The sequence below is a fragment of the Roseobacter sp. SK209-2-6 genome (genome assembly GCF_000169455.1).
Taxonomy (GTDB): Bacteria; Pseudomonadota; Alphaproteobacteria; order Rhodobacterales; family Rhodobacteraceae; genus Pseudophaeobacter.
Genome location: NZ_AAYC01000014.1, coordinates 21,666 through 34,704, shown reverse-complemented (window position 1 = coordinate 34,704; position 13,039 = coordinate 21,666). Strand labels below are relative to the sequence as shown.

The window sequence follows — 13,039 nt, the reverse complement described above, 5'->3', positions numbered from 1 at the left end:
CGGCGGGCGCGGCCTATTCTGACAGTCATGGCCTTTGTCTTTCTCTGGCCATTCAAACCTCTGCTGAAAGCGCTCTCAAACTGGCGGCGATTCAGAGAAAGGCAGCTCTGAACGAAGTCCTCGACCGGCCAGAGCCCCTGTCCGGCTAGAAGGCCGCCGCACCTTCGAGATCCCCATGGTCGCCCATGCGCCGCAAAAGATCCTCGATCCGGCTAAGTGTCTCACCAAGGATCTGGGCTTTCTCACCACTCGGCGCGCCTTCGAGGCATGAGCAGTGTTCATAGGACAGATGCCGATGCGCCAGAAGTCTCTGGGTCTCGCACAGGGCTGTTTCGATCAGATGCATATCATCTTGCGTCAGATCGATATCAGAGCTTGGGCAGGTCATTGGAACACTCCTCCGGGTATGTCCGTTACTTCGTAAGTTTCAGCCAAACTGCCGCAAATCGCGATTCAGTTCAATATTTTTCTTATATTTTTCAAATACTTACCAGTATACCCGCGCGTACATTTGCATGCATCCGCACACATTTGCACACAAAGTTTCATTTCTCTTGGAAATTCAGCTGCCTGGATACCCGTCTTGACTTCCCCTCACTGAGATCGCAAAAGGCCAGAACCAAACATATACCCGCAACCGGGCGTTCTGTGGGCGCCAAACCGACGAGGAGCAGCCAGACCATGGCCCAAATCTCTCTCACTTTCCCCGATGGCAATGCACGCGAGTTCGACGCAGGCGTAACCCCTGCTGAAGTTGCCTCTTCCATTTCGACCTCCCTTGGCAAAAAGGCGATCTCAGCCACCGTGAACGGGGCCCATTGGGACCTGCAGTGGCCGATCGATACCGATGCCTCAATCGCGATCCACACCATGAAGGATGAGGCGCAGGCCAATGAGCTGATCCGCCACGACCTGGCTCATGTGATGGCACGCGCAGTGCAGGAAATCTGGCCTGATACCAAGGTCACCATTGGCCCTGTCATTGAAAACGGCTGGTACTACGACTTCGATCGCGCGGAACCCTTCACCCCGGAAGACTTGGGCGCCATCGAGAAGAAGATGAAGGAAATCATCAACAAGCGTGATGAAGTCCGCACCGAAGTCTGGGACCGCCCCCGCGCGATCCTGCATTACAGCGACAACAATGAGCCCTATAAGGTCGAACTGATCGAGAGCATCCCCGGCGATGAGCCGCTGCGGATGTACTGGCACGGCGACTGGCAGGATCTCTGCCGCGGCCCGCACCTGCAGCACACCGGCCAGCTTCCGGGCGATGCCTTCAAGCTGATGTCGATTGCCGGCGCATATTGGCGCGGCGACAGCGATCGCGCCATGCTGCAGCGGATCTACGGTGTTGCCTTCACCGGCAAGGAAAAACTCAAAGCCCACCTGCATATGCTGGAAGAAGCGGCCAAGCGCGACCACCGCAAGCTGGGCCGCGAGATGAACCTCTACCACATGCAGGAAGAGGCGCCGGGCCAGGTGTTCTGGCATCCCAATGGCTGGAAGATCTACACCACCCTGCAGGACTATATGCGCCGCATGCAGGAGCGTGATGGCTATGTCGAGGTGAACACCCCACAGGTTGTTGACCGCAAACTCTGGGAGGCCTCGGGCCACTGGGACAAATACCAGGAAAACATGTTCATCGTCGAAGTCGACGAGGACCATGCCCGTGAAAAGGCAATCAACGCGCTGAAGCCGATGAATTGTCCCTGCCACGTACAGGTGTTCAACCAGGGCCTTAAATCCTATCGCGATCTACCTTTGCGCATGGCCGAATTCGGCTCCTGTGCCCGCTACGAACCTTCGGGCGCGCTGCACGGCATCATGCGGGTGCGCGGCTTTACCCAGGATGACGGTCATATCTTCTGTTCCGAGGATCAGATCGAATCTGAGACCGCAAAATTCATCGCCTTCCTGTCCAAAGTCTATGCCGACCTCGGTTTCCACAACTGGACCATCAAGCTTTCGACCCGTCCGGAAAAGCGGATCGGCAGCGATGAAAGCTGGGATCTGGTGGAAAAGGCACTGGGAGATGCCTGCAAGGCTGCCGGCTATGAATACGAGGTCCTGGAAGGCGAAGGTGCTTTTTACGGCCCCAAGCTGGAGTTCACTCTGACCGATGCGATCGGCCGGAACTGGCAATGTGGCACACTTCAGGTTGACCCCAACCTGCCAGAGCGACTGGAGGCCAATTTCATCGGCCAGGATGGCAACAAACACCGTCCTTTCATGTTGCACCGTGCCTGCCTGGGCTCATTTGAGCGTTTTATCGGCATTCTGATCGAAGAGCACGCGGGCAAACTGCCCTTCTGGCTGGCCCCGCGTCAGGTTGTGGTCGCGTCAATCACCTCGGATGCAGATGACTATGTGAACGAAGTGGTGGAAACGCTCCGTGCCGCAGGCGTCCGAGCCGAAGCAGACATTCGCAATGAGAAGATCAACTACAAGGTCCGCGAACACTCTGTGGGCAAGGTTCCGGTGATCCTCGCTGTTGGACACCGCGAAGTGGAAGAACGTACTGTCTCCGTCCGCCGACTTGGCGAAAAGCAGACCAAAGTGGAAGGCCTGGATGAGACCGTTGCCAAACTGACCCAGGAAGCAACCCCTCCGGATCTGCTGACCTAAAAACGGCATTTTTCTAGACCCTTCAAAGCCCCCTTTCGCAGGGGGCTTTCCTTTTGTCATAGCAGACATTTCCCCAAGCGATCAGAACCGTACTGCACCGCGTGTCTTGCATCCGCTATCCAGAAGCGGCGCTAGGTAGCAAATTCCGAAATGCCAGAGGGGCAATTACAAATGTTACAAGTTGACCAAACCCGCCTGGTTGGTGGGGATCGACCTGTAATATTTCCCCCCTTTTTGATGCTCAAACCCCAATTCCAGCAAGGGCTTTGGTTTCAGATCACAGACAGTTTTGTTCATTTTCAATGAGTTAGAACAGCAAAACCCATCACAGCACCTGACGCAGATGTGAGACACGGGCTCGTGACTTAAAATTCGTGTCACGCCGGGTTAGGTTTTTTGTGTCATCAGGACACCGCAAGATAACCCAAAAGGATTTCAAGAGATGTCGAAAACCGCAAAATCCCTCGCCGTTGCCGGTGCCGTCGCAGCCGCTCTGACCGCCGCTTCCACAATTCCTGCCGCAGCCGGCACCAAAGAAAAATGCTATGGTGTCTCCCTTGCTGGTCAGAATGACTGCGCCGCCGGTCCTGGCACCACCTGCGCAGGCACCTCTACCGTTGATTATCAGGGCAACGCCTGGACCCTGGTGGATGCAGGTACCTGTGCAGATATCGACCTGCCCGCATTGGCAGACGGCACAGAGCGCAAGGGCTCCCTTGAGCCTCAAGAGCGCGACCTGCCCGCATAAGGCAACAGCCTAAAAGAACATGCGAGAGGGCGGGATCTGAACCGCCCTCTTAAAGCGACTGCCCAACCCCTCCCGCCTTTTGGAAATAGAGGTTTGCCATGCTCGACACTGCTGCCTTGAAACATCTGCCTGCAGCGCCGGGGGTTGGCTATAAGCCGCAGCATTTTGCCCAGATCACCGCAGAGCCTGGCAGTGTCAATTGGCTGGAAATTCACGCTGAAAACTATATGGGCGATGGCGGCCGCCCGCTGGCGCAACTGCGTCATCTGGCCGAGCGCTTTGCCATGTCCGTGCATGGTGTTGGCCTGTCGATTGGCGGCGAAGGCCCCTTGGATACGGATCACCTGGCGCGGCTGAAGACCCTTGTAGGCTGGCTCAACCCTGCGAGTTTTTCTGAACATCTGGCCTGGTCGACCCACGATAGCCATTTCTACAACGACCTTCTGCCGCTTCCCTATACCGACACGGCCCTGACGCGGGTATGTGACCACATCGACCAATTGCAGGAAGCAATTGGCCGCAAGATGCTGCTGGAAAACCCCTCCAGTTACCTGGCCTTTGCGGAAAGCACCTGGTCCGAGCCTGAATTTCTGGCCGAGATTTCCCGCCGCACCGGCTGTGGCCTCTTGCTGGATGTAAACAATGTTTTTGTCTCGGCCACCAATCTGGACTTCTCCCCACAGGGTTACATCGATGCCTTTGCACTGGAAAAGGTCGGCGAAATTCACCTGGGCGGTCATGACAAAGACGAGGATGACCACGGGCGCCCCCTGCTGATCGACAGCCACGGGCGGGAAGTCGTGGATCCAGTCTGGGCTCTACTCGACTATACCCTGGCGCAATCCGGCGCCAAGCCGATCCTCATCGAATGGGACAATGATGTCCCTGACTGGCCCATTCTGGAAGCAGAAGCCGCGCGGGCAGCCTCCGCACTGGAGCGCATTGCAGCATGACTGTGACCCAGGCAGAATTCGCCCGCGCTATGATGGATGCCGGAGAGCCCATTCCTCTGGGCCTTACCGATCATCAGGAAAACTCAGCCGGGCGACGCTTCAACGTCTACCGCAACAATGTCGCGGTGTCGCTGACCGAGGCCATGCACGGTGCTTTTCCGGTTATCTCCAAACTTTTGGGCCAGAAAAACATGGATGGGCTTGCAGGGCTATTCCTGCGTCAGCATCCTCCATCCTCGCCCTTGATGATGTTCTATGGTGAGGAGTTCCCTGCGTTTCTGGAAGGCCTAGAACAGCTAAAACACCTGGGTTACCTTGCAGATGTCGCCCGGTTGGAGCTGGCCCTGCGCCATTCTTACCATGCGGCGGATGCAGAGCCAATTGAGGCAGATCTGCTGGCCGCGCTGTCGGCCGAAGACTTGATGCAGAGCCGCCTGTCGCTGGCGCCCGCACTTCAAGTGATAAAATCGTCATGGCCCATTCATGCGCTTTGGCTTTTCAACACCCGGGAAAATGCGCCCAAGCCTTCGGCGCTAGCGCAGGACGTGCTGATAACACGCCCCGAATTCGATCCCATTCCCCAGGTCCTGCCCCCGTCGGGTGCAGTCTGGATCAGCGCCCTGATGGGGGGCGCCACCATTGGTGAGGCTTTGGAACAAGCCAGCGCCAACACTGAAAACTTTGACCTGGGAGCCACGCTCACCCTGCTCTTGCAGGGGGGCGCAATAACAGGCCTGGAAAACAAAGGGTAAGACCATGCACGCACTTGTCTCCACATATACTTCACTCCTCGGCAAGGCCGACAGGCTCTCGGGCTTTGCGGTTCCGACCCTGGCCCGCCTGGTTTTTGCAGCGGTGTTGCTGGTCTACTATTGGAACTCTGCGGGTCTAAAGATCGACGGCTCGATCTTCTCTCCATCAGCCGGCGCCTTTGGACAGATCTTCCCCCATGCGGCAGAAGCGGTTCTCTATGATGTCTCCCAGCTCAACATTTTCCAGCGCTTGGTGATCTTCGCAGGCACCGTCGCGGAATATGTCTTGCCAGCGCTGATCCTTCTGGGCCTTATGACCCGTCTTGCCGCTCTGGGCACTATCGGGTTCATCTGGGTTCAAACCATCGTGGATGTCACCGGACATGGGGTGAAACTGGGCAGCCTCTTCAACAACGCCATCGAACTGGTCGATCAGCGGGTCATGTGGACATTCCTGTTGCTGGTTCTGGTTTTCAAAGGTGCCGGGGCTATTTCGGTGGATGCGGTTGTAAAGCGCATGGTTGCCCCAGCTGAGGATTGATCCCCTCAAAGCTGAAGAGAGCGAACCTCACCGCTGTTTAATGTTTAATCACGAGGAAACGCCCTGCTAGCAGTGGCGTTTCTTTTTTCGGCTGGTTGCACTGGTCTACTGGTCCTAGGCAATCAGGTGGATCTGGGCAATCAGAAAACTAGAAATGAGCCTTTGCCTCATCCGGCTTGCCCGCGGCCAATGCCAGAAGCCCGGCAAGCACCGCAAAGCTAAGCGGGAAAACGGTAAAGAGGCCAAAGCCAAATGCCTGATACATTGCCGCAGCCGAAGCCAGGAGCAAAATCCCTCCCCAAAGCGCACGCGCTCTGGCCATGGCGCCTCCGGCAATGGCCATGAGCGGTGACAGAACAGCCAGAATGCGCAGCTCACCTACGTTCTCTGCCTGTTCGGCCAGGCCCTCGATCTCTCCAAAATTTTCCACGGCTACAGTGTATCCATAGCCAAAGAAACCCACCACCATTCCAAAGATCCCAGCGATAATTCCCAGAACCAGTGCCGCATTGCGCATTTTGTCTCTCCCAAACTACGGCATTGACATAGTCAGAGGCTCAGCTCACTCCAAGTGCAGCTCGAGTATTCTGATCCCAGCCTAGCAATAATTCCCCCTCATGCTGGATTAGTGGCCGCTTCATCAAAGTTGGATGCGCCGCCAAAAGCTCCAGTGGTGGGGATTGACGTTCCTCCTCGCTCAACCCACGCCAGGTCGTTGACCGAGTATTCAAGAGCTTCGCGCCAAATTTGCTATGAGCCTGGAACAGAAGATCCGGCGGGACCCCCTCTTGCTTTACATCCACAAGGCGAAAGTCAGGCAGTTGCTTCAAGGCCTTGCGGCAGCTATCACAGTTTTTCAAACCGTAAAGGATCATAAAATCTTTCTTTCCTAGGTGTGCTTAGCACATTATTTTTCGCTACTCTTGCCACATGCTCTTGATTTTTTCTCCGTGCATGCAACAGTTGAACTCAGGCAGAGCACGACCCCCTCTCAATCAGAACGTGTACGAACTGCAGGACGGGGGGCCGCCCTTCGGGGCTGCCTTGTACAATTTACAAGTTAGAAGGAGACACGGGAGATGCCAAGCGGCACCGTGAAATGGTTCAATACCACCAAGGGCTTCGGCTTTATCGAGCCGGATGAGGGTGGCAAAGATGTTTTTGTTCATATCTCACAAGTAGAGCGCTCCGGCCTTTCAGGCCTCGCAGACAATATGAAGGTCGACTATGAGCTGACCGAAGGCCGCGATGGTCGAAAAATGGCTGGAGAACTGAAAGCGCACTGAATTTCAGACTATGCCTTTTGCCGTCTCCGCCAGACCAACGACGTTTTTCGTCCTGTCGGGTGCGGCCAGTCCCCCGCTCCTCACTGATGCAATGCCGGGCAAAGCAGACTAGTTCTGAGTAGTCGACAGCTAGCTCAACAGGCTCTGGCCTTCCAAGTTGGTCACATCCGGCAAGTCCAACCCCGACCAGCCTGGCTTCATTCCCCGTTCAGTATAGACCCGCAAATTCAGCCAACTTGCGGCATGTTGATTCCGCGCCCCTTCCCAAAGGGCCATTCCGGAGGCCAATCCGGGGGTCGGGCCTGGGATTTTTCAGGATTTTGACGCTTTCTTAGCCTCTTGTTTCAGGTCGCTTGCTTGCAGGTGCTTGCCGTTTGCCAGTTTTGCTTGGCTTAGATCCCTTTGCGAACATACTCGACCATACGACATGCCGGATTTTCAGTACGCAAAGTGGTCTCTCCGATGCAATGCCAATCCGTAGTGGAGAATTCGGGGAAATAGGTATCTGCTCCTTCCACTTCGGTCTCCACTTCTGTGATCAACAGGCGTTCGGCCAATGGCAGCATGGCGCGGTAGATTCCTGACCCGCCGATACCATAGAGACGCCGATAGCCATGGGCATAGGCCAGCTCAATGGCCTCCTCCACAGATGCGCAAACCAGATCCATCAGATCGCTCTGTGAAGATACAGTGATGTTCAAACGGTTTTTCAAAGGCTTGAACGGCAGGCTATCCCAGGTATTGCGTCCCATGATCACCGCCCCACCTAGGGTCTCGCGCTTAAAGGCCTCCATATCTTCGGGGGCACGCCAAGGGATTGTATTGTCTTTGCCGATGGCTCCGTTCCGGTCGCGGGCGGCGATCAAAGTAATCATCTCTGCTCCTGCCTATGATTTGGCCTATGAACTGGCTGCTGATCTCAGATCGGCTTTTTGCGGAAAACCGAAACAAGTGCAAGCGCACTGCAGATCCACACGGTTTCGCAGCACTCCAGCTTTGGTCATGCAGTTTCACAACTCGTTTGCGTCACGCGTTGCATTCATACGCATGGCCCAGGACCTCGTGATCTAGCCTTGCCCCGCAATAACGATTTCAATCTCATGCTTATCTAGCATCGCATTGATTTCCACAGGCGGGACGCAATCGGTAACGAAAACATCTATCGCTGACATCTTATCCAGCGAGACCGGCGCGCGTTTGTTGAACTTACCACTATCTGCCACCACGATACTGACCTGCGCATTCTCAGCAGCGACCCGGGCAATGTTTGCCTCTTCCAGATCATGCAGCATAAAGCCCATCTCGCTGTTTACGGCGCCGACGGAAAACACAGCCATCTGAACATTCAAGCGCCGAACCAGATCTAGGGCCTCAGCACCAAAAGCACCGCCGTCATGGGCACGCAACTCCCCGCCTGCCATAAAGACGCGATTGTTATTCCGCATCGACAGGGTATGGGCGACAAAAATAGAATTGGTCACAACAAAGAGATTGCTGTGGTTCCTGAGGGCCTGCGCCACATAGGCCGTTGTCGATCCGATATCCAGAAAGACCGAGTCACCATCACTGATGGTTTCCGCGACAGCCTGGGCCAGAATTCCCTTGGCATCAGCCTGCTCCGACAGGCGGTTTTCAAAGGGCGGCTCTATGACCTCTTCGTTGAGATGCACGCCGCCATGTACTTTCCGAACCACGTTTCGTTCTTCCAGAGTTTTGACATTGCGCCGGATTGTCTCGTTGGAGACGCTCAACTGCTCCGCCAAAGCGCTGACGCGACAGGATCCCCCTGCCCGCTGGAGCTCTCGCAGGATTTCTTCTTCACGCTGGTTCGTTGTTTTTTGGTTCATCTTCAATTTCGAACGGCCATCCACAAGCTCACAGATCACCGCAGCCAAAACCCCACATTTCACAACACTATTACAGCCACGATAGAGAGGAAACCGGCAAATTCAATGCAAAACGTGGCTTAATGTGGCTTTTTGTTGACGAATCCGGATTACAAAGCCAAAGTAGATGCAAGCGACGGCAAGAATCGCACAAAATGCCACACAATAGGGAATTCCACATGCGACAGAACTTGAATGTACTGGCAGCCTTGACTTTGGCCACCGCCGTTTCCACCTCCTCCGCCTGGGCTGCGGAGTCTTCAGACCCAATCCGATTGACGCTTCATGATTGGTCCGGACAGTTGATCAACACAAAGATCATGGGCAGCATCCTTCAAGAGGCTGGCTACAAGGTCGAATATGTCCAGGCCGACTACATCGCCCAATTCGCAGGGCTCAAAACCGGCGATCTTCACCTCGCGATGGAGATCTGGGAGACCACGGGACGCGAAGCCCTGGATGAGGCCACCGCTTCCGGAAAGGTTGTGAACGCAGGCGAAACCGGCCTGATGGCAATCGAGGAATGGTGGTTTCCAGCCTATATGAAGGACCACTGTCCGGGTCTACCAGATTGGCAAGCTCTCAAAGAGTGTTCCGAAGAGTTTTCCACCGCTGAGACCTCACCCTATGGGCGCTATGTAGGCGGTCCGGTTACTTGGGGCGGCTTTGATGAAGAGCGTGTTGAGGCTCTGGAACTCGATTTTGAAGTTGTCCATGCGGGCACCGATGCAGCTCTTTTTGCCGAACTGGAATCTGCCTACCAACGCAAAGACCCTATTGTCCTATGGGTCTATGTCCCCCATTGGGCCCCCGCAAAATATGAGGGCGAATTTGTTGAATTCCCGCCCTACTCTGCCGAATGCTATGCTGACCCTTCTGTCGGAGTGAACCCGGACATGGCCTATGATTGCGGCAAACCGCGTGGCCCAATCTGGAAGGCTGCCTGGGCAGGCCTGCCTGAGACATGGCCGGGAGCCTATGAGATCATTCAGGACTATCGCATCAGCAACGAAGAGATGAGCGCCATGGTCGGCAAGGCCGATTTGGAGGGCGTTGAAATCGATACGGTGGTGTCGACCTGGATGAGTGAGAACAAGGACCGCTGGTCCGGCTGGATCAACAACTGATCCGGAACAGCCAGGGCTGTCATCGCTCTCACCGCAGCCCTGGCTCTTTTTCACCAATTCTTCCCTTCGCAGCCCAGCGCATGCACCGCCGGAGCCCTTCATGCCCCTCAAGACCAAACTCTCCTGCCGCAATGTCTGGAAACTCTATGGCGCCAATGCCGAGCGGTTTTTGGACAGAGATATGCCCCCCAGCGGTGAAGACCTTCGGAAAGCTGGCATCATTGGTGCTGTGCGCAACGCCAGTATTGATATCGCCGAAGGTGAGATCTTTATCATCATGGGGCTGTCCGGCTCTGGCAAATCTACTCTGGTGCGCTGCCTTTCCCGGTTGATCGAGCCTACGGCCGGTCAGGTGCTCTTTGATGGTACGGATCTGCTCTGCGCGAATGAAGCTGAGCTCATCGAGATCCGGCGCCACAAGATGGGCATGGTGTTTCAGCACTTTGCGCTGCTTCCGCATTTGACAGTTCTGCAGAATGTCATGTTCCCCCTCACGATCCAGGGTGTTGCCAAATCACAGGCCGCGGAAAGCGCCCTGGAGGTGGTGGAGCTGGTCGGCTTGAAAGGGCGAGAGGCTTATTACCCCAGAGAACTGTCTGGGGGTCAGCAACAACGCGTAGGCATCGCGCGCTCCCTTGTGACCGAACCTGATCTTTGGTTCCTGGATGAGCCTTTCTCCGCGCTGGATCCGCTGATCCGCCGTGAGATGCAGGATGAATTTCTGCGCCTACAAGCAAGGTTGCATAAGACGATTGTCTTCATCACCCATGATTTTGAGGAGGCCGTGCGCCTGGCCGATCGTATCGCGATCATGAAAGATGGTGAGATCATTCAGGTCGCCACCCCCGAGGAACTGGTTCTCAACCCGGCATCAGATTACGTTGCAGAGTTTACCCGGCACATTCCACGTTCCAAGGTGTTGAGTGTTGGCGGCATCATGAGTGCCGAGCTGACTGGTGAGGGTGACCCGATACCCCAGGTCACGCGTATCTCTGCGGTCGCAGAAGAGATCATCTCCGCAGATTCCCCACGCCCTGTTTGCGATGGCGATGGCCGGATCATCGGCAGCATCGGGCGCAACGCCGTTGCACATGTGTTATTTGGTTCCGGGGAAGCGTCATGAGATCTATAGCGCGCTTTCAAACAGCCATGGCCTGGGGGTTGATCCTTGCAACCCTGCTGCTGGGTTGGTTTGGCCGCGATCTGGCCAAAGCCCTGGATGCCCGCTGGCTGGTAAAGTTCCCCTCAGCTTGGGTTATTCACTTCAAGACCAAAATCTCTGCAGCAATGAAGTGGCTGGTGGAAGAAGCGGCAATAGGACCCGTCGCCTTTACCGATATCACCCGCGCCTTGGCCTGGTTGATAGAACAGCCCTATGAGCTGGTGCTTGCCTTTCTCGCCCATGGTTTTTTCCTCGATTCCGGCGCTGATCCGCTGGTCATCTTGCCTGCAATCAGCTGGATCGCCGTCACTGCAGGGGTAATCGCCCTGGGGCATTATTGCCGTGACTGGGGACTCGCCCTGCTGGTTGGTGCCTGCTGTATCTATCTTGCGGTCTTTGGGCAGTGGGAAAGCGCCATGGTCACGCTTGCCTCCGTGCTGATCGCTGTGCCCATCGGGGCCGGTGGCGGTCTGATGGCCGGGATCTGGGCCTATCGCCACCCTCTGGGAGAGCGCATCCTTTCTCCGATCCTGGATCTGATGCAGACGATCCCGATTTTCGCCTATCTGGTTCCGATCCTGTTCATGTTTGGTTTTGGCCCTGTCTCTGCTCTGGTCGCAACCATCATCTATGCCACGCCGCCTATGATCCGCATTACCATCCTTGCGCTCAAAGCCGTGGATCCCGAGATCCTGGATTTTGGGCGCATGGCTGGGACCACCGAGCGGCAACTGATGTGGCGCGTGCTGGTCCCCTCTGCCAGTCAAAGCCTTATGGTGGGGGTCAATCAGGTCATCATGTTGACCCTGAACATGGTGATCATCGCGTCAATGATTGGAGCCGGAGGGCTGGGGTTTGATGTCCTCGCCGCGCTGCGTCGTCTCGATATTGGTGCAGGTTTTGAAGCGGGCATTGCCATCGTCGTGCTGGCCATCGCCGTTGATCGGCTGAGCCAGGCCTTTGCAGAACGTATGGGACAGATCCAACATGTCCAACCCGGCTCTTGGCTGGCCCGACATAAACGAACCGCATTGGTGACTACCCTCCTGGCTGTCACATGGGTGTTGGGTCAGTTCTCTCCGCTTTTGCTCACCTATCCAGAGAGCCAGACCATCACCACTGGTGTTTTTTGGAATGACACGGTCAAATATCTGAATGTGAACTATTTTGATCTGTTCGAAGCGGTGAAAGTCTTTTTCCTGCATTGGTTCCTCTTGCCAATCAAAAAGGTCCTGTTGGGGCTACCCTGGCCTTGGGCGATCGCCATGCTGTCTCTTCTGGGCTGGCGCATCGGTGGGGCAAAACTCGCTTTGCTTTGCGCCGCACTCTCAACCCTGATCCTGATCAGCGGGCTCTGGAGCAAGGCCATGATTACGGTCTATCTCTGCGGTGCATCGGTGATCCTGGCGACGTTGATCGGTGTTCCCCTTGGTGTCTTGGCTGCACTCAACCGCCGGGCCGGAGCGGTGGTAAACCTGTTGATCGACACGCTGCAAACGCTGCCCAGCTTTGTTTACCTGATCCCGGTGGTGATGCTGTTTCGGGTTGGGGATTTCACCGCAATGATCGCAATCGTGCTTTATGCACTTGCGCCCGCTGTGCGCTACGCCGCCCATGGGGTGCGCAATATCAATGAGGAGTTGATCGAAGCAGGCCTAGTTTCGGGCTGTACCAAGTGGCAGCTCCTGCGCCTTGTGCGCCTGCCTCTGGCCCTGCCCGAAATCCTCCTGGGTATCAATCAGACCATCATGCTGGCGCTCTCGATGCTAGTGATCACTGCCTTGGTCGGCACCCGCGACCTAGGGCAAGAGGTCTATATCGCCCTGACCAAGGCCGATACCGGCCGAGGGTTGGTCGCAGGCCTTGCCATCGCCTTTGTCGCCATCATTGCTGACCGGTTGATCAAGGCCGGTGCGCGGGGCGCCCGCTTACGTTTCGGATTGGAGAGCTGAC

At 56.0% G+C, this 13,039-nt stretch carries 14 protein-coding genes; 9 read left to right on the top strand and 5 right to left on the bottom strand.

Annotated elements, in window-relative coordinates:
* Positions 1-145: 145 nt before the first annotated feature.
* The gene (locus RSK20926_RS18430; protein WP_008209054.1) at positions 146-388 is read right to left on the bottom strand and encodes a hypothetical protein; all 243 of its coding nucleotides are present in this window, start codon (positions 386-388) and stop codon (positions 146-148) included.
* Between the two features lie 293 nt (positions 389-681).
* Here RSK20926_RS18430 and thrS point away from each other — a divergent pair, with 293 nt between their 5' ends.
* From thrS to RSK20926_RS18405, 5 genes are all read left to right on the top strand, one after another.
* Positions 682-2,631, top strand: coding sequence for a threonine--tRNA ligase (gene thrS / locus RSK20926_RS18425; protein ID WP_008209053.1), 1,950 nt, complete (start codon positions 682-684; stop codon positions 2,629-2,631).
* Positions 2,632-3,073: 442 nt separating this feature from the next.
* Entirely contained in the window at positions 3,074-3,379 is a 306-nt protein-coding gene (locus RSK20926_RS18420; RefSeq protein ID WP_008209051.1) for a BufA1 family periplasmic bufferin-type metallophore, read from the top strand.
* A gap of 98 nt (positions 3,380-3,477) precedes the next feature.
* Complete coding sequence (bufB, locus tag RSK20926_RS18415; protein WP_008209050.1) at positions 3,478-4,332, top strand: MNIO family bufferin maturase; 855 nt, start codon at positions 3,478-3,480, stop codon at positions 4,330-4,332.
* Positions 4,329-5,084, top strand: coding sequence for an HvfC/BufC family peptide modification chaperone (locus tag RSK20926_RS18410; RefSeq protein WP_008209049.1), 756 nt, complete (start codon positions 4,329-4,331; stop codon positions 5,082-5,084). Before bufB ends, RSK20926_RS18410 begins: the two co-directional genes overlap by 4 nt.
* Before the next feature lie 4 nt (positions 5,085-5,088).
* Positions 5,089-5,625: a DoxX family protein gene (locus tag RSK20926_RS18405; RefSeq protein ID WP_008209048.1), complete on the top strand. Its 537-nt coding sequence runs from the start codon at positions 5,089-5,091 to the stop codon at positions 5,623-5,625.
* 148 nt (positions 5,626-5,773) lie between these two features.
* Here the strand turns inward: RSK20926_RS18405 and RSK20926_RS18400 are convergent, their stop codons facing one another.
* Positions 5,774-6,142: a hypothetical protein gene (locus tag RSK20926_RS18400; RefSeq protein ID WP_008209047.1), complete on the bottom strand. Its 369-nt coding sequence runs from the start codon at positions 6,140-6,142 to the stop codon at positions 5,774-5,776.
* Between the two features lie 40 nt (positions 6,143-6,182).
* Entirely contained in the window at positions 6,183-6,500 is a 318-nt protein-coding gene (locus RSK20926_RS18395) for an ArsC/Spx/MgsR family protein (protein WP_008209046.1), read from the bottom strand.
* Between the two features lie 204 nt (positions 6,501-6,704).
* Between RSK20926_RS18395 and RSK20926_RS18390 the strand changes: the two genes are divergently transcribed.
* On the top strand, positions 6,705-6,911 hold the full coding sequence (locus RSK20926_RS18390) for a cold-shock protein (protein WP_008209045.1): 207 nt from the start codon (positions 6,705-6,707) through the stop codon (positions 6,909-6,911).
* A gap of 392 nt (positions 6,912-7,303) precedes the next feature.
* Here RSK20926_RS18390 and RSK20926_RS18385 read toward each other — a convergent pair whose 3' ends face one another.
* Together RSK20926_RS18385 and RSK20926_RS18380 are read right to left on the bottom strand one after the other, a co-directional pair.
* Entirely contained in the window at positions 7,304-7,786 is a 483-nt protein-coding gene (locus RSK20926_RS18385) for a dihydrofolate reductase (protein ID WP_008209042.1), read from the bottom strand.
* A gap of 192 nt (positions 7,787-7,978) precedes the next feature.
* The gene (locus tag RSK20926_RS18380; RefSeq protein WP_037255778.1) at positions 7,979-8,758 is read right to left on the bottom strand and encodes a DeoR/GlpR family DNA-binding transcription regulator; all 780 of its coding nucleotides are present in this window, start codon (positions 8,756-8,758) and stop codon (positions 7,979-7,981) included.
* Positions 8,759-8,976: 218 nt separating this feature from the next.
* On the opposite strand from RSK20926_RS18380, the gene RSK20926_RS18375 reads away from it, so the two are divergent.
* The 3 genes from RSK20926_RS18375 to RSK20926_RS18365 all read left to right on the top strand — a co-directional run bounded on the left by RSK20926_RS18375 (position 8,977) and on the right by RSK20926_RS18365 (position 13,038).
* Positions 8,977-9,924 (top strand): ABC transporter substrate-binding protein, encoded by a 948-nt coding sequence (locus RSK20926_RS18375; protein ID WP_008209040.1) that lies wholly within the window; start codon positions 8,977-8,979, stop codon positions 9,922-9,924.
* Between the two features lie 100 nt (positions 9,925-10,024).
* On the top strand, positions 10,025-11,047 hold the full coding sequence (locus tag RSK20926_RS18370) for a quaternary amine ABC transporter ATP-binding protein (RefSeq protein ID WP_008209039.1): 1,023 nt from the start codon (positions 10,025-10,027) through the stop codon (positions 11,045-11,047).
* On the top strand, positions 11,044-13,038 hold the full coding sequence (locus tag RSK20926_RS18365; RefSeq protein ID WP_037255736.1) for an ABC transporter permease: 1,995 nt from the start codon (positions 11,044-11,046) through the stop codon (positions 13,036-13,038). The genes RSK20926_RS18370 and RSK20926_RS18365 overlap by 4 nt, the downstream gene beginning before the upstream one ends.
* Position 13,039: the final 1 nt, after the last annotated feature.